Here is a 16,395-nt window from a genome sequence, read left to right as displayed (position 1 = left end):
GCAGCGCGGCAGCGCGGCAGTGTTGCGTAGTGCAAGCAACAACTGCGACGGGCGCACGGGTGCGCGCGCCGTCGCATCGCGGCGTCGCGTAGAGCCTGAATACGCACTGACGACAAGCGGCCGCTTCTGCGATCATTGTCGGCTTGTTGCCGGTTTGCGGCGCCCTCACTGTCAGGCTTTTCATGTCCGAACATTCGTTGCGCCGCGACGTCGGCCCTTTTGCGCTCATGCTTACCGGGCTGGGCTCGATCATTGGTTCCGGCTGGTTGTTCGGCGCCTGGCGCGCGGCTGGGCTGGCCGGTCCGGGCGCTGTCTGGGCCTGGATTCTGGGCGCGGCGATCATCACCACCATCGCGCTGTCCTACGCCGAACTGGGCGCGATGTTCCCCGAATCCGGCGGCATGGTGCGTTACAGCCATTACTCGCACGGCTCGCTGGTGGGCTTCATCGCCGGCTGGGCGAACTGGATCGCGATCGTCTCGGTCATCCCGGTCGAAGCCGAAGCCTCGGTGCAGTACATGGCCTCGTGGCCGTGGGCCTGGGCGCAGGGTCTGTATGTGCAGGCACCTGGCGGAGCTGGCGAGTTGTCGGTGCCCGGGCTGCTGATTTCGGCGGTGCTGGTGCTGGTGTATTTCTTCCTCAATTTCTGGAGCGTCAAGCTGTTTGCGCGCTCCAACACCTTGATCACGGTGTTCAAGCTGGTGGTGCCGGCGGCGACCGGCGTGGCCTTGATCGCCAGTGGCTTTCACAGCGAAAACTTCAGCGTCGGCATCCATGGCGATGCCCATGTGATCGACCTGGCAGCAGTGCTCACTGCGGTAGCCACCGCAGGCATCGTCTTCAGCTTCAATGGCTTCCAGAGCCCGGTGAATCTGGCCGGCGAGGCACGTAACCCGGGCCGCAGCATTCCGTTCGCGGTGCTCGGCTCGATCGCGCTGGCCACGGTGGTCTACGTGATCCTGCAGGTGGCCTATATCGGCGCGGTGCCGCCGGATCTGCTGGCCAAGGCCGGCTGGCACGGTATCGATTTCCGCTCGCCATTCGCCGAGCTGGCCATCATCGTCAATCTGCATTGGCTGGCGATGCTGCTGTACATCGATGCGTTCGTCAGCCCCAGCGGCACCGGCATTACCTACACCGCCACCACCGCGCGCATGGTGTACGGCATGGAAAAGAACGGCACCATGCCGGCCGCGCTTGGCAAGCTGCACCCGGTGTGGGGCGTGCCGCGCATGGCGATGTTCTTCAACCTGGCGGTGTCGTTCGTGTTCCTGTTCTTCTTCCGCGGCTGGGGCACGCTGGCGGCTGTGATCTCGGTGGCGACGATCATTTCCTATCTCACCGGGCCGATCAGTGCGATGGCGCTGCGTCGCCACGCGCCGGAACTGCATCGCCCGCTGCGCATCGCCGCCTTGCCGGTGCTGGCCGGCGTCGCGTTCGTGATGGCGACCGAGCTGCTGTACTGGGCGCGCTGGCCGCTGACCGGCGAGATCATCCTGCTGATGGTCGTGGCGCTGCCGGTGTACTGCTACTACCAGGCCAAGCAGGGCTGGCCGGATCTGCGCCGCAATCTCAAGGGCGCGGCCTGGATGATCTGCTACCTGCCGATCATTGCGCTGCTGTCCTGGGCCGGCAGCAGCGATTTCGGCGGCCATGGCTACCTCAGCTACGGTACCGACCTGGCGGTGGTCGCCGCAGTCGGCGTGGTGTTCTACATCTGGGGCGTCCGCAGCGGCTGGCGCACCCCGTCGGTGGAGCAGGCGGTGGCGCGGGCTTGAGTAGGGCTGCGCACCTGGCCTGAAGCGCAATGCGGAATCCACGCAAGATCGTCCTGCATTCACTGCACGGCGAACGGTCAGGGCTAGCCGCTCTGGTCGCCGACTGGATCGCTGAAGGTGTCAACTACGTCGGTGTGGTCGGCGTCGATGCCGACCGCATCGAGGACCTGATCGATGACTTGTGCGTGGGAGATGGTTCGGCACCGTACTTCATGCTCACAGCGGCGCATGGCCCGGACGGGTCTCTGGAGGATGCTGTGTCCTTGGCGCAGCTACTGTCCGATGAGTTTGCAGGCCCGGTTCGTGTGATTGAGTTCTAGTCGTTCGAACATGCTGGCGCCACCGCGTCATGCAACTCTTGCTTCAAAGGCGCAGTAGGGCCATGACACAGCGACTCGAAGGACCTGGCGTGCGTCAGGATCAGGGCACTGGTCGGTGTTCAAATGCAAGACGGCCGATGGAATTCCTTCGGCCGTCTTGCAGTTCAATCGCGCGTTCTGGTTTGCGATCTGTGCGCAATGCTTCAGGCGTTGGCCACCAGCCGTGGCGCGCCATCGAAGCGGTCCAGGTCGCGCAGCAATTCGGTGTAGCGACGCAGGCGGCCCATCTCACGCATGTTGACGATGTCCTCGTGGCGCAGTTCGCGCTTGGAGGTCACTTCCTGCTTGTAGTGCAGCACTTCCGGGTAGCGACGCGTCATGTCCAGCGCGTCGGCAACGCACTCGACCGAGTCTGCATCCGGCGCCACCCGCGCGCGGCTGTTGAAGGCGCGCAACCAACGCTCGAAACCGGCGCTGTGATCGAACAGATCGGCGATGTACCACATGATGAACAGGATCGACGCCCACGAGGTAAAGATGATCACCACGCGGCTGAAGGTCAGGTGGTAGTCGTTCTGCCACAGCTGATGCGTGATCACGCCCAGCAGCACCAGCGAAATCGCCTGCCAGCCGATGATCGAGGCGATCACCCATTGTTTTTTGGCCACCTTGAGCAGATCGAGCTCTTCGTCGAGCTGCGTGTCGGTCTTGTCGCGCCAGTAAACGACCTGCTCGTCGAAGGAGCGTCGATGGAGTGCGTTGTCCTGCAATAGCAGGCCTAAACCCTGAAACAAAGCGATCATGACAAGCTCCTAACGGATGACTGGTACGAACGACTTGCTGCATCGGCGGTTGCCGGTGCCCTGGAGCGACCGACGCGCCTTGCGATGCATGACAGAGGTCGGACGGCTCTAGTTCTAGCACTTTCGCTGTGCATGGCAATGCCTGCGGCGAACCTGTGGCCGCGCAAAGTTGCGCACTTGCGCACAAAACGCTGAATTCAGGCGGTTTGTCTGCAGTACCATGGCATCGCGCGCGCGTTGCATCGCCACTCTTGTTGCACTGCACACTTGCTACTGCGGCGATCCCGCGCGTGACTGGCTTGGCCAGGCTGGGGATTTGCAGGCTGGGGAGTGGGGCGCGTCGGCGGGGGTGGGCGAGCGCGGCTACCAAGACGACGGCGCCGCCTCGGCGTGAGCGCGGCCGGTGCTCATCATTGGCACTGCACTGCGGACGCGTCCGGCGCGCCCGCGCCGTCCGCGTCCACCTGACGACTGCTCTATGAGGTGATGGTGGCTCCAAGCGCGGGCGCTGCGCCCACGCAGCCGGCTAAACAAAAACGACGGCGCGTCGCTGTGGCTGACCGGTGGATGAGGCAGCTGTGGCAGGCTAGCCGCGCACTGACGTGATCATGCAGGCGCATCCGTATCATGGCGGCATGTCAGCCGTCCTGCGTACCCTCACAGCCCCCGCCGCCGAACAGATCCGCCGCTGGGTGCTGGGCGCGTTTCCGCGTGGCCAGAGCACCATCGAATACGATCAGCCGCTCGGCGATCCCGGCATCTTCGGGCCCGACAGCGTCACCTGGCGCGTGCACTCCGAATTTCCCGGCATGTTGTCCGGCGGGTTGTGCGCATTGATGCTGCAACTGTTGCACCCGCGCGCGCTGGCCGGGGTCTACGACCACTCCAACTTCCGCGCCGATCTGGTCGGTCGGCTGCGGCGCACCACCAACTTCGTTGCCGGCACGACTTACGCGCCGCAGGCCGAAGCCGCACAGCTGATCGCGCGCGTGCGCCGTATCCATTCGCATATCCGCGGCCACACCGCCGACGGCGTGCCGTACGAGGCCAACGATCCTGCGCTGCTGACCTGGGTGCATGTCACCGAAGCCTACGGATTTCTGCAGGGCTGCCGGCGCTATTGCCGTGACGTACCGAGTGCCATTGCCGACCGCTATTACGACGAAGCGCGACGCGTGGCCGAAGCCCTCGGCGCCACCGACGTGCCCGCCAGCGAGGCCGAGGTAGAGGCGTATTTTGCGTCGGTGCGCGGCGAGCTGCGCATGGACGCACGCTCGCGCGAGGTGCTCGACATCCTCACCAGCATCCAGCTGCCGGTACCTGCGGCAGGGCTGTCGCGCGGCGTGTTCCTCGGTGCCGGCACTGCGTTGTTGCCGGTCTGGGCCAGCGACATGCTGGGCCGTACCACCACCCAGCGCGCACAGGCACGCGCATCCGCCCGCCTGCTGCGTAGCCTGTCGCCGTTGTTCCGCACCGCGTTGCGCGACGGCTTATCGGCCCGTGCCTGCCGGCGCATGCAGTTGGAACCGGCGACGTTGCTGCAGTGGCCTGAGTAGCGGTTTGGCAGGTGGGAGTTGTGTGCGGCTTGCGTGCTGGTTTAGTGCTGCATGGCGCTGCGGGTGCGGTTACATCGCCGCGACTACCGACCCTCACCCCAACCCCTCTCCCGGTGGGAGAGGGGCTTGTCTGCGGCGTCTTCTCACAAGGCTGCAATAACCGATCAATCCTGCAGTGAATGACCTGCGATGTGCCTGCGCATCCGGCACCAAGTTTGTCTCACGCAGCGATTTGACCTGCGGTATGCCTGAGCGAGCGGCCTGCAACGTCCTCTCTCGCGGTGATTGACCTGCATGTAAAGAGCAATCGGCAGCCAAGACCCTCTCCCCCGAGAGATGCGTTTGGGTGAGGCAATAGCGCGCGTGGAGCGACAACGCCAGTAAAGAGCAATCAGCAGCCAAGACCCTCTCCAAACGAGAGATGCGTTTGGCTGAGGGAATAGCGCGCATTGAGCGACAACGCCAGGCATATCGGGCCGACATCAGGCCGACACTGCAACCTACTGCACAGGCCGCGTTGTGAGCGATGGCCGAGTGAGCAGCATGACCATCCGATGACGGCAGGCACGCTGACAGTTGCGTTTACATCGCCGCTTCACGACCAACGCCAGCACTTACCAGATCTTGACCCGCTGCTCGGGCGCTAGATACAGCTGTTGATCCTGCGTCACATCGAAAGCCGGGTACCACGCATCCAGATTGCGCACGGTCTGCGCGCGGAAGCGTCCGGGCGCGTGCACATCGGTGAGCACGGCGTTGCGTAGTGCGGCGTCGCGGTACTTGCCACGCCATGCTTGCGCAAAGCCAAGGAAGAAGCGCTGATCCGGGCTGAAGCCATCGATGGTCTGCGGCTGCTTGCCCTGCAGCGACAACTGGTAGGCGTCGTACGCGGTGGCCAGGCCGGCAACGTCGGCGATGTTTTCGCCCAGCGTCAGCTTGCCGTTGACCGCCAGATCGTCGAACGGCTTGTACGCGCCGAACTGCGCGGCCAGCGCATTGCCGGCGGTCTCGAATTTCTTCAGATCCTGCGGCGTCCACCAGTTATGCAGCTCGCCGTGTTCGTCGAACAGTGCGCCCGTGTTGTCGAAGCTGTGGCTGATCTCATGCCCGATCACCGCGCCGATCGCGCCGTAGTTCACCGCATCGTCGGCGGCCGGGTCGAAGAACGGCGGTTGCAGAATCGCGGCCGGGAACAGCAGGCGATTTTCCAGCGGCACATTCAACGCGTTGACCTCCTGCGGCAGCATGTACCACTCGCGATGATCGACCGCCTTGCCCAGCTTGGCGATGTTGCGGCGATACTCGAACAGGCCGGCGCGTTCCACGTTGCCCAGCGCATCGTCGCGGCGCACGTCGAGCGCGCTGTAGTCGCGCCAGCTGTCCGGGTAGCCCACCGCCACGGTCAATCCGGCGATCTTGGCCTTGGCGTGCTGTTTGGTCTCCGGCGTCATCCACTCCAGCGCATCGATGCGCTTACCGAATGCAGCGATCAGGTTCTTGACCATCTCTTCGACGCGGGTCTTGGTTTGCGCACTGACGTACTTCTGCACGTAGCGCTTGCCGACCGCTTCGCCCAATGCGGCGTTGGTGGCATCGATCCCACGCTTCCAGCGTTGGCGTTGTTGCGGCGTGTCTTCCAGGGTGGTGCCGTAGAACGCAAACTGCTCATCAGCGAACGCCTTGGACAGATACGGCGATGCACGATCCAGCGCTCGAAAACGCAGATAGTCCTTCCAGGTCTGCAGCGGCTCGGACTGCACCAACGCCGACAACCCGCGCACGGCCTGCGGCTGCCACACGATGAAGTCCTGCTGCGCTTTCAGACCAGCGGCATCGAAGAACAGCGGCCAGTCCAGGCCGGGAGCGTTCCGCGCAAAATCGGCCTGTTTCCAGGCATTTGCGCCCGCCTGCACGTTGTTGGTCTGCTCGGGCGTGGCGTGCACGCGCGCGATTGCGACTTCCAGGGCCAGGATGCGCTCGGCCTTGGCCGGAGCATCGTCGATGCCGGCCAGTTCCAGCAACTTGACGATGTGGGCGCGGTAGGCATCGCGCAGCCGCGCCATGCGCCCGCCGTCCAGGTAGAAACTGCGCTCGGGCATGCCCAGGCCGCCTTGCACCAGGTACGGCGCGTAGCGGCCGGGGTTGTGCAGATCCTGCGAGACCCACAGGCCGAACAGACGGTCGGTGTAGAAATTCGTCGAGTTGAGCAGGTCCACATCGGCGCGTAGCTGCCCGCCCAGGGTGCGTGCCAGCGCCTGCTTGTCTTCCAGCTGCGCAATGGCGTCGAGCTCCGGCTGCACCGGCCGCACGCCCTTGGTCTCGATGCTGGCTTCGTCCATATAGGCGGCGTAATAGTCGCCGATCTGCTTGTCCTCACCGGTGACGCGGTCGTTGGCGGCAGCGCCTTCGATGATGTCGCGGCTGTGGCGCTCAGTGTCGATGGCGATGCTGACAAAGCTGTTCAAGCTGGAGCGGTCGTCGGGAATCTGCGTGGTCTTGACCCAGTTGCCGCTGGCGTAGCTGAAGAAATCGTTGCCCGGCGCCACGCTGCGATCCATGCCTGCCATATCGAAGCCGAAATCACCGAGCTTGGGCGTGCTGGGGGCGGGCGTGGTGCGGGTGTCGGCCGCTGGCGCCGCGCCATCGCGGTGACAGGCTGCAGTGGTCAATGCCGCAGCAGCCATGGCAGCGATCAGGACAGGGCGGTGCAAAGAAGCCATGCGGCGCAACTCGGAAACAGGAACAAGGACCGCAGTGTAAGTGGCATGCGGTGCCACGTCCCGATTTGAGGGCAGGCGCCCAGGCATCCTGGCGCGTCGTGGACACGCTCGGTTCAGCGCCGTCGCTGATACCAAAAACCCAGCGCGTCGCGGGTCTGCAGCATGCGGCGCCCGCGCCACAAGAAACGCAGCAGCAAGCCCAGGTGCTCGCGCTTGGAAAAACTGCGCAGCTTGCGGTCGGAGGTGTGCACGGTCTGGCACAGGATCACAAAGCGCCCGCACCGTGCTAGCGCACGGCTCAAGGCCACATCTTCGCCGGCGTAGTACCGCGTATCGAAGCCGCCCGCGCTGACGAAGGCCACGCGCGTGCAGAACAGAAAGCAGCCGGGCGCGATGCCGGCAACGCGAAAGAACCAGCCGAACGCAGCCTGCGCTGCACGTTCGAACCACACCCGGTCGCCCTGCAGATGCACCTGTGCACCGCCGCCCACCGCGCCGGCCTCCAGCGCGGCCAGTGCGGCGCCGACCACCTGCGGGTTGATCAAGGTATCGGCATCCAGAAACAGCAGGCGCTCGCCTTGTGCGGCCTGTGCGCCCGCGTTGCGGGTGGCGGCGATATGCCGCAGCTCGACCTCCAGCACCTGTGCGCCGTTGTCGCGCGCAATGCGTGCGGTGTCGTCCTCGCAAGCATCGGCCACCACGATCGCTTCGTAGTCCAGGTGCATCGCCTGTGCGCAGGTATGCAGGCACTGCAGCGTTTCGCCGATCAGTGCAGCCTCGTTATGCGCGGGAATCACGAAGGACAGCATGGGACGTGGTGTGAGCGATGATGCGCCGAGTGTGCAAGCAACGGTGGTGCGATGGCGTGAGTGCATGCGATCGGCACAGCCATAGCGTGCTCGGCCGGACGTGGCCGTCGGGGCGAGGCACGCATGTCTGCCCCACGTGTATTTCTTCGCTCCGGCGCTGTGCACAGACGCTTTCAGTCGCCCAGCGCGAAACCGCAGCGATCGCTGCGGTCTCGCGGTCATGGCTCAGCGGTTGACTGCGCCCATCATCGCTTCGGGGTAACGCGTACCGGCCGCAGCCTGCGCCGGGAAAATCGCATCGATGCGCGCCAGTTCGTCGGGCATCAGTGCCACCTCCAGCGCGGCGATGTTCTCGTCCAGATATGCCTGACGCTTGGTGCCGGGGATCGGGATCAGGTCCTGGCCCTGCGCCAGCACCCAGGCCAGTGCCAGTTGCCCGGGTGTGATGCCCTTGTCGGTGGCGATCGCCTTGACCTGCTCCACCAACTGCAAATTGCGGGTGAAGTTGTCGCCCTGAAAACGCGGCGAATGCCGGCGGTAATCGTCCGCGTCGAAGTCGTCGGGCGATGAGAACGCGCCGGTGAGAAAACCGCGGCCCAGCGGCGAGTACGGCACGAAACCGATGCCGAGCTCGCGCACGGTAGCGAACACGCCGTTGTCTTCCGGCTCGCGCGACCACAGCGAGTATTCGGTCTGCACCGCGGTGATCGGGTGCACGGCATGTGCGCGGCGGATGGTGTCTGCGGCCGCTTCCGACAGCCCGAGAAAGCGCACCTTGCCCTGTTCGACCAGACGCGCCATCGCCCCGACGGTGTCTTCGATCGGCACGTTGGGATCCACGCGGTGCTGGTAGTACAGATCGATGTGCTCCACGCCAAGACGGCGCAGGCTGGCCTCGCAGGCGGACTGCACGTAGGCCGGGCTGCCATCAATGCCGCGCACCGATGGGTCGTTGGGGTCGAGCTTGATGCCGAATTTGGTGGCCAGAAACACTTCGTGCCGGCGGGATGCGATCGCCTTGCCCACCAGCACTTCGTTGGTGTGCGGGCCATACATGTCGGCGGTGTCGAGCAGGCTGATGCCGCGGTCGAGCGCACGATGGATCACCGCGATCGAGGTGGCCTCATCGCTGCGATCGCCATAGAACGCGCTCATACCCATGCAGCCGAGGCCGAGTGCGGAAACGGTGGGGCCGGATCGGCCAAGTGTGCGGGTTTGCATGGTGGGGGAAGCTCCGTGCAGCGAGGTAGGCGGGGAGAGTGGCGCGGCGTGCGTTAGCGCGATGTAGCCCACGCGCGAATGCTTGAGGCCGGTGAGTTGGGGTGGCGATGCCTTTTTGCTTGGGAATTGCAGCGACGTGCGGTTTCCACGGTTTAACGGCGGATGCGCTCAGCGAGAGTCCAGTTGTTGAGGGTACTGATTGCAAGGCAGCGTCGCGTAGTGAACAGCGTTTGCTGCAGCATTCGATGACCTGTGGCGACACACAGCGTCTGCGTCGCGTTGCGCTCCCCGTATCACCCATCACGCGTGACGCGTTACAGACGCCGCCATGGGCACTCTGGCCTGATGTCGAACACTGCACGCGCGATGTTGCAGAACATCATGCTGTTTCGACGCACGGCGCGATCTAGCATTGCCACGCGATTTAGGTATCACTGAGTGCAGTGCGCGCAGCCCCAGCGATCCGCCAGCGTGGTCACACGACGCAGTCAATGCCAACGACATCGGCCAAGCTGCACGCCTGCTCTCGGCGCCACGCCTGCAACCGTACCGTCAAACAAACCAACGCCCGCGCGTATCGGGCCGCCTCAAGCCGGCCCAAACGCGCGGGCGCTGCGATGGTGGCCTCAGCCCTTGAGCTTGTTGGCGAACTCGGCGACACGCTTGCCGAGCAGCTTTGCAGTTTCCAGATCGCCGCTGCGCGGGGCTTCGTCCGGCGATGCGTCCGAGGGCGAGATTGCCAGCGCGCCGCCCCAACCGGCGGTCCAGTTGATGTCCTGCGGCCCGTGCGCCTTGGTGTTGGACGGCGGCAGACCGGTGCCGACCCAGACCTGCCCGTGCTGCTGCGACAGGGTCCAGAAATACTGGATGGTGGCGTACTTGTCGCCGTTCACCGAGGCAGAGTTGGTGAAGCCGGCGGCTACCTTGTCCTTCCATGCCTGCGCAAACCACGGCTTGGAGCTGTCGTCGGCAAACCTCTTGAACTGCCAGGCCGGCCCGCCCATGTAGGTGGGGCTGCCATAGATGATCGCGTCGGCTGCGCCGATCGCCTCCCAGGCGTCGTCGGGCAGTTTGCCGTCCTGGTCGATGCGGTACAGCGTGGCCTCGCCGACACTGGCGGCCCCTGCATGCACGGCTTCGGCCTGCTTGACGGTGTGGCCGTAGCCGCTGAAATACACGATGGCGATCTTGCTCATGGACGCTCCTGCTGAACGAGGGAGGCCGATTGTGCGCACACCAGCCGCGACAGATGAATGACCACGTGCGGGACGAACTGTTGCCGCGGCCGCTTGGGGCGGCCAATACAACCACTGCACAGCCACCGGACAGGCGCAGCCGGCGTTCGGTGCTCACATGTCCTGGTTCTGAGCGCGCCACCCACACCAACGTAGGATTGCTGGCGCGTGTTGCCGGCCGCTTTAGCCAGCAGCCGGCGTCAGGTGCGGCGTGTGCCAGGCGCGCCACCCACTCCAACCGACGATAACTGACGCGTATTGCCAACCGCGCTTAGCCGGCCGCCGGCTCGGCCAGGCATTCGAGCAGGTAGTCGATGAAGCTGCGCACCTTCGGCGCCAGATGGCTGCGGCTGGCGTACACCGCAAAGATGCCGATCTCGCCGAGTTGGTAGCCGGGCAGGATGCGCAGCAGGCGACCGCTGGCGATATGCGCATCGGCCAGGAAGTCCGGCTGCATCACGATGCCCTGGCCGGCCAGCGCGGCCGCATTGAGCACGTGGCCGTTGTTGGCGCGCAGCCCGCCGTGGATACGCACATCGACATCGCCGTCCGGGCCATGGAAGCGCAGCTCGTCGCCGCTGGGCGAGTATTGGTACAGCAGACATTCGTGGCCGGCCAGGTCGGAAGGGTGCTTCGGCGTGCCGGCGCGCGCCAGATACGCCGGCGCTGCGCAGGGCAGCAGCCGGACCTTGCCCAGTTGCCGCGCGATCAGCATCGGCGCCGGCTGGCGGGTGATGCGGATGGCCACATCGAAGCCTTCTTCGACCATATCGACCAGGCGATCGGTCAGCGACAGGTCCAGCTCCACCTGCGGGTAGCGTGCGCGAAAGCCGGGCAGCAGCGCGCCCAGACGCTCGATGCCGTAGCTCACCGGCGCATTGACTCGCAGCACACCGGACGGCTCCAGCGCCTGCGCGCCGATGGTGGCTTCCAGGTCGTCCAGATCGGCCAGCAACTGCAGGCAACGCTGGTAGTACGCCGTGCCGGCGCTGGTCAGGCTGACCCGGCGCGTGGTGCGGTTGAGCAGGCGCGTGCCCAGGCGTTGTTCGAGCGCGGCGACCTGGCGGGTGACGTTGGCGGTGGAACGGTCCAGCGCATCGGCGGCGGCGCTGAAGCCGCTGCGTTCGGCCACCGCGGTGAACACGCGCATCGCATCGAGGGTATCCATGACCGCTCCGATTGTTTCTTTGGTTGCAATAAATTATCCGAATCCGATGTATTTATCAGATTTTAGTAAGTAATAGGCTGTGTGGGTCCTCAACGGAGTGCCCGTCATGTCCACCCACCTCGCACCGCCTGGGACTGCTGCCTACGGCGCGGCACTGCTGCGTATCAGCCTGGGTACTCTGTTTCTGGTGCACGGTCTGACCAAGCTGTTGGTGTTCACCCCGGCCGGCACCGTGGGCTACTTCCAGTCGCTCGGCCTGCCCGCCGCGCTGGCCTATCTCAGCATGGCGCTGGAACTCGGCCTGGGCCTGGCGTTGCTGTTGGGCCTTTACGCGCGCTGGGTGGCGCTGCTGGGCGTGCCGTTGCTGCTGGGCACCATCGTCAGCGTGCATGGCGCCAACGGGTTCGGTTTCTCCAACCCGGGTGGCGGTTGGGAATATCCGGCGCTGTGGGCGGTGTTACTGATCGTGCAATCGCTGCTGGGCGATGGCGCGCTTGCGCTGAAGCGGGCGCGCTGAAGCCTGTCATTTTGAAGCCTGTCATTTAAGGAGCCACGCATGAGCCGCATGCCATCGTTGTACATCTCGCATGGATCGCCGATGACGGCGTTGCAGCCTGGCCAGGTCGGGCTGCGCCTGGAAGAACTGCGGCAGCTGCTGCCACGGCCGCGCGCGATCGTTGTCGCCACCGCGCACTGGCTGGGCCGTCGCCCGCTGGTCAGCGCTGCCGCGCGGCCGGCGACCATTCACGACTTCGGCGGTTTTCCTGCGCCGTTGTACGAGTTGGAGTATCCCGCCCCCGGCGAGCCTGCGCTGGCGCAGCAGATCACCCGTCGCCTGGAACAGGCCGGCCTGCATCCGCAGCTGGACCCGCAACGCGGCTTCGATCACGGCGTGTGGGTGCCGCTGCGCTTGCTGTACCCGGCGGCCGACATCCCGGTGGTGTCGGTATCGATCCAGCCCGAACTCGGCCCTGCCCACCAGTTTGCGGTGGGGCGCGCGCTGGCGCCGCTGCGCGACGACGGCGTGCTGGTGATCGGCTCGGGCAGCATCACCCACAACCTGCACGATTTTCGCCACGGCTACAGCGTGGAGCGCGAGGCGCCATATGTGCGCCCCTTCATCGAATGGACCGAGCGCAAACTGCTGGAGAACGACATCCCCGCGCTGCTCGACTATCGCCGACAGGCGCCATACGCCGAGCGCGCGCATCCCAGCGACGAGCACCTGTTGCCGCTCTATGTCGCGATGGGTGCAGCCGGTGGCGACCAACTCGGCGCGCAGCGGATCGATGCCGGGATCGATCTGGGCTTTCTGGCGATGGATCTATATCGCTTCGACGGCGATGCCGCGATTGCCGCTTGATCGGGGTGTGAAGGCAGTGCCGCTGCCGCGGCGGCATTGGAGCACTCACGGCGGCCCTTTGGCCGACGGCGGTAACGGCGTGACTGCCGTCCCGCAGCGTCGAGTGCATTAATGCGACGCCGCAGCGATAAGAGCATTCGGCCGTACCGCAGCGCTGACGGCATCACCGCAGCACCGCAGTGTTGAGGCATGACCACAACATCTCAGTGCTGAGGCATCACCACAACACCTCAGTGTTGAGGCATGACCGCAACACCGCAGCGTTGAGGCATCACCGCTGCCCCGCAGCGCTCTGAAGCATTCACGATCTGCTGCGGTGCAGTCTCATAGGCTGAGACGCCCTCGCTGCATGCTGCCCGCGTGAAAATCCTCGACAAGCTCGCCGTCCTCGCCGACGCCGCCAAATACGATGCCTCGTGCGCCTCCAGTGGGGCGAACAAGCGCAATTCGCTCGGTACCGGCGGGATCGGCAGTACCGAGGGCATGGGCATCTGCCACTCGTACACGCCCGATGGCCGCTGCGTGTCGCTGCTGAAGATATTGCTGACCAACTTCTGCATCTTCGACTGCGCGTACTGCGTCAATCGCGTGTCCAGCAATGTGCGCCGCGCGCGCTTCACGCCGGAAGAAGTGGTCACGCTGACGCTGGATTTCTACAAGCGCAATTACATCGAAGGCCTGTTCCTGTCCAGCGGCATCATCCGCAACTCCGACTACACCATGGAACAGCTGGTGGAAGTGGCGCGGCAGTTGCGCGAGGTGCATCGTTTTGCCGGCTACATCCATCTCAAGACCATTCCCGACGCCGCACCCGAGCTGCTGGCTGCGGCTGGCCGCTATGCGGACCGTCTGAGCATCAATGTGGAGTTGCCGACCGAGCAGGGCCTGACCTTGCTGGCGCCGGAAAAAAGCGTCGGCGGCATTCGGTCTGCGATGGGCGAGCTACGTTGGCGCATCGAAGAAAACCAGCTGGAGCGCAAGGCCGAAAAGGTGCGCCGGGCCAAGCCGCCGCGCTTTGCGCCGGCAGGCCAGAGTACGCAGATGATCGTTGGCGCCGACGATGCCAACGACCGCGCCATTTTGGACACCAGCCATAATTTGTATGGCAATTACCGCATGCGGCGGGTGTATTACTCGGCCTTCAGCCCGATCCCGGATGCATCGTCCAAGCTGCCGTTGCAGGCGCCGCCGTTGCAGCGCGAGCATCGGCTGTATCAGGCCGATTGGTTGCTGCGGTTCTACGAATTTTCGGTAGAGGAAATCGCGCCTGCACAATCCAGCGGCATGCTGGACCTGGATGTGGATCCCAAGCTGGCCTGGGCGCTGCGTAACCCGGAGCGGTTTCCGGTGGATCTGAATGTGGCGCCGCGTGAGATGTTGTTGCGGGTGCCAGGGTTGGGTACCCGCAATGTGGAGCGGCTGCTGTTGTCGCGCCAGCATGCACGGTTGCGGGTGGGCGATCTGGCGCGGCTGCGGGTGCCGATGAAGAAGCTGCTGCCGTTTGTGAGTGTGCTGGATCATCATCCGCGCCAGCGGCTGGATGATCCGGCGCGGTTACGTGCGCAGTTGGCGCCCGCACCGCGGCAGGCAAGTTTGTTCGATTGATGCCCCTGCCTTCTCCCATCGGGAGAAGCTGCCCGAAGGGCGGATGAGGGTGCGCCCGCAGGTATGAGCTGGACGTTCTTGATGGCTACTACGAATCTCCAACTTCGGTCGCCGGATCCATGTTTCAAGCGGTTGGGCGCCTTGCGGCGCGGGTGACGTGTCTTGGCAAACGTCACCAAAACCGCCATCGCCTGATGCAATCCTGCGCGGGAGCGACAAAGCGACAAAGCGACAAAGCGACAAAGCGACAAAGCGATAGCAGCGATACCACTGCAAAAAAACAGCAGTAAAGATGCAAGACACAACCAGAGTGCCGGCGACGAAGCGACGGCCGGATCGGAAATCTTGAGGTCGGGTGTACGTAATGTTCAGCGCTGAGGTCGAACCACCGTGGAGTTTCGAGGCGTGGCGTGCGTTGGCGCGGGCGGGGTGGTGTGCGCAGGTAGAACCGGACGATGTGGCGTGGAACGGTGGGGCGCAGGGCGGGTTGTTGATGGGGCAGGGGTTGCTGGAGTTGCCGCTGACCGTGCCGCCGCCGCGGGTGTCGGCGGACTTCATGCAGCTGGCTGCATCGGTGTTGTGTCATCGCGATCCACAGCGGCACGCGGTGCTGTACCGGTTGTTGTGGCGAATCGCTTCTGGCGAAAAGGCGCTGCTGGAGCGCGCCACCGATGTGGATGTACACCGGCTTCGACAATGGCAAAAGGCGGTGCAGCGCGATACGCACAAGATGAAGGCATTCGTGCGCTTTCGGCGGTTGCCTGGAGAAGAGGAAGATTTCGTGGCCTGGTTCGAACCCGAGCACTGCATCGTGGATCTGGTGGCGCCATTCTTCGCGCGGCGGTTTGCCGGCATGCAGTGGGCAATCCTTACGCCATACCGCAGCGTGCGCTGGGATGGCGAGGCGTTGTCGTTTGGCGATGCGGCGGTACGGTCGCAGGTGCCGGCCGACGACGCGCAGGAGACCTTGTGGCGCACGTACTACGCGCACATCTTCAATCCTGCGCGGCTCAACCCCACCATGATGCGGCAGGAAATGCCGCAGAAATACTGGAAAAACCTGCCCGAAGCGGCGCTGTTGCCGGAGTTGATCCGCGAGGCGGGTGTGCGCGTACGCGAGATGGCCGAGCGTGCGCCCGAGCCGGTGCGGCGGCGCGTGCCAGCGGCGCCCGCGCCTGCCGTGGAAGTTGCAACGCAAAGTCTGGCGCAGTTACGTACGGCCGCGCGCGACTGTCGCCGCTGCGAGCTGTGGCAACCGGCGACGCAAACGGTGTTCGGCGAAGGGCCGGACGATGCATCGGTGATGGTCATCGGGGAACAACCCGGCGACGAAGAGGATCTCAGCGGGCGTCCGTTCGTGGGCCCGTCCGGGCGTCTGTTCACCATGGCGCTCGGCGAACTGGGCGTGGATCGCCAGGCCTTCTACGTGACCAATGCGGTCAAGCATTTTCGTTTCGAGCAACGCGGCAAACGGCGCCTGCATCGCAATCCGGAACGTGCGCATGTGCAGGCATGCAGTGGCTGGCTGCAGGCCGAGCGCGCGCAGCTGCGGCCCGCACACATCGTTTGTCTGGGAGCGACTGCGGCACAGGCAGTACTGGGGCCGGGCTTTCGTTTGATGCAGCAGCGTGGGCAGTGGCAACGGCTGGACGACGGCACGCCGGTACTGGCGACGGTGCATCCGTCCTGGGTGCTGCGACAAGGCTCCGAGGCGGCGCGCGAGGAAGGTTATCGCGGCTTTGTGGAGGACCTGCGGCTATTGTTGGCGCCGCCGAGTGCGGCAAGCGATCTGGCCAAGGCATAAAAAAAGCGCGTGC

The 16,395-nt window shown here is 64.8% G+C and carries 12 protein-coding genes and 1 pseudogene; 7 read left to right on the top strand and 6 right to left on the bottom strand.

The window, feature by feature from the left end:
* Positions 1 to 182 precede the first annotated feature (182 nt).
* Both RQH86_RS15700 and RQH86_RS15695 read left to right on the top strand, forming a co-directional pair.
* Complete coding sequence (locus RQH86_RS15700) at positions 183 to 1,778, top strand: APC family permease (RefSeq protein WP_055847846.1); 1,596 nt, start codon at positions 183 to 185, stop codon at positions 1,776 to 1,778.
* Between the two features lie 29 nt (positions 1,779 to 1,807).
* A complete protein-coding gene (locus tag RQH86_RS15695) occupies positions 1,808 to 2,098 on the top strand; it encodes a hypothetical protein (protein ID WP_311239088.1) in 291 nt (96 codons plus the stop codon).
* Between the two features lie 203 nt (positions 2,099 to 2,301).
* Here RQH86_RS15695 and RQH86_RS15690 read toward each other — a convergent pair.
* Positions 2,302 to 2,991, bottom strand: a pseudogene (locus RQH86_RS15690) (hypothetical protein).
* Between the two features lie 545 nt (positions 2,992 to 3,536).
* Between RQH86_RS15690 and RQH86_RS15685 the strand changes: the two are divergent.
* The gene (locus tag RQH86_RS15685; RefSeq protein ID WP_311239089.1) at positions 3,537 to 4,457 is read left to right on the top strand and encodes an oxygenase MpaB family protein; all 921 of its coding nucleotides are present in this window, start codon (positions 3,537 to 3,539) and stop codon (positions 4,455 to 4,457) included.
* 614 nt (positions 4,458 to 5,071) lie between these two features.
* Here RQH86_RS15685 and RQH86_RS15680 read toward each other — a convergent pair.
* From RQH86_RS15680 to RQH86_RS15660, 5 genes are all read right to left on the bottom strand, one after another.
* Positions 5,072 to 7,141: a M13 family metallopeptidase gene (locus RQH86_RS15680; RefSeq protein ID WP_115554680.1), complete on the bottom strand. Its 2,070-nt coding sequence runs from the start codon at positions 7,139 to 7,141 to the stop codon at positions 5,072 to 5,074.
* A gap of 149 nt (positions 7,142 to 7,290) precedes the next feature.
* A complete protein-coding gene (locus tag RQH86_RS15675) occupies positions 7,291 to 7,986 on the bottom strand; it encodes a glycosyltransferase (RefSeq protein ID WP_311239090.1) in 696 nt (231 codons plus the stop codon).
* Positions 7,987 to 8,211: 225 nt separating this feature from the next.
* Complete coding sequence (locus RQH86_RS15670) at positions 8,212 to 9,207, bottom strand: aldo/keto reductase (RefSeq protein WP_311239091.1); 996 nt, start codon at positions 9,205 to 9,207, stop codon at positions 8,212 to 8,214.
* Positions 9,208 to 9,833: 626 nt separating this feature from the next.
* Positions 9,834 to 10,403 (bottom strand): flavodoxin family protein, encoded by a 570-nt coding sequence (locus RQH86_RS15665; protein ID WP_115513992.1) that lies wholly within the window; start codon positions 10,401 to 10,403, stop codon positions 9,834 to 9,836.
* Between the two features lie 310 nt (positions 10,404 to 10,713).
* Entirely contained in the window at positions 10,714 to 11,610 is an 897-nt protein-coding gene (locus tag RQH86_RS15660) for a LysR family transcriptional regulator (protein ID WP_311239092.1), read from the bottom strand.
* A gap of 106 nt (positions 11,611 to 11,716) precedes the next feature.
* On the opposite strand from RQH86_RS15660, the gene RQH86_RS15655 reads away from it, so the two are divergent.
* The 4 genes from RQH86_RS15655 (at position 11,717) to RQH86_RS15640 (ending at position 16,382) form a co-directional block, all read left to right on the top strand.
* On the top strand, positions 11,717 to 12,127 hold the full coding sequence (locus RQH86_RS15655) for a DoxX family protein (RefSeq protein ID WP_311239093.1): 411 nt from the start codon (positions 11,717 to 11,719) through the stop codon (positions 12,125 to 12,127).
* A 39-nt stretch (positions 12,128 to 12,166) separates the two neighbouring features.
* A complete protein-coding gene (locus RQH86_RS15650; protein ID WP_055847870.1) occupies positions 12,167 to 12,973 on the top strand; it encodes a class III extradiol ring-cleavage dioxygenase in 807 nt (268 codons plus the stop codon).
* 360 nt (positions 12,974 to 13,333) lie between these two features.
* The gene (locus tag RQH86_RS15645; RefSeq protein WP_311239094.1) at positions 13,334 to 14,578 is read left to right on the top strand and encodes a putative DNA modification/repair radical SAM protein; all 1,245 of its coding nucleotides are present in this window, start codon (positions 13,334 to 13,336) and stop codon (positions 14,576 to 14,578) included.
* 364 nt (positions 14,579 to 14,942) lie between these two features.
* Entirely contained in the window at positions 14,943 to 16,382 is a 1,440-nt protein-coding gene (locus RQH86_RS15640; protein WP_311239095.1) for a UdgX family uracil-DNA binding protein, read from the top strand.
* Positions 16,383 to 16,395 lie beyond the last annotated feature (13 nt).

The sequence above is a fragment of the Xanthomonas sp. WCS2018Noco2-27 genome (genome assembly GCF_031843525.1).
Taxonomy (GTDB): domain Bacteria; phylum Pseudomonadota; class Gammaproteobacteria; order Xanthomonadales; family Xanthomonadaceae; genus Xanthomonas.
This window is presented reverse-complemented; position numbering and strand designations above follow the sequence as displayed.

Coding starts and splice junctions, on each gene's coding strand:
- RQH86_RS15695 (WP_311239088.1), top strand. CDS start 1,808: ATGCGGAATCCACGCAAGATCGTCCTGCATTCACTGCACGGCGAACGG.
- RQH86_RS15640 (WP_311239095.1), top strand. CDS start 14,943: ATGTTCAGCGCTGAGGTCGAACCACCGTGGAGTTTCGAGGCGTGGCGT.
- RQH86_RS15675 (WP_311239090.1), bottom strand. CDS start 7,986: ATGCTGTCCTTCGTGATTCCCGCGCATAACGAGGCTGCACTGATCGGC.
- RQH86_RS15670 (WP_311239091.1), bottom strand. CDS start 9,207: ATGCAAACCCGCACACTTGGCCGATCCGGCCCCACCGTTTCCGCACTC.
- RQH86_RS15685 (WP_311239089.1), top strand. CDS start 3,537: ATGTCAGCCGTCCTGCGTACCCTCACAGCCCCCGCCGCCGAACAGATC.
- RQH86_RS15700 (WP_055847846.1), top strand. CDS start 183: ATGTCCGAACATTCGTTGCGCCGCGACGTCGGCCCTTTTGCGCTCATG.
- RQH86_RS15660 (WP_311239092.1), bottom strand. CDS start 11,610: ATGGATACCCTCGATGCGATGCGCGTGTTCACCGCGGTGGCCGAACGC.
- RQH86_RS15680 (WP_115554680.1), bottom strand. CDS start 7,141: ATGGCTGCTGCGGCATTGACCACTGCAGCCTGTCACCGCGATGGCGCG.
- RQH86_RS15655 (WP_311239093.1), top strand. CDS start 11,717: ATGTCCACCCACCTCGCACCGCCTGGGACTGCTGCCTACGGCGCGGCA.
- RQH86_RS15665 (WP_115513992.1), bottom strand. CDS start 10,403: ATGAGCAAGATCGCCATCGTGTATTTCAGCGGCTACGGCCACACCGTC.
- RQH86_RS15650 (WP_055847870.1), top strand. CDS start 12,167: ATGAGCCGCATGCCATCGTTGTACATCTCGCATGGATCGCCGATGACG.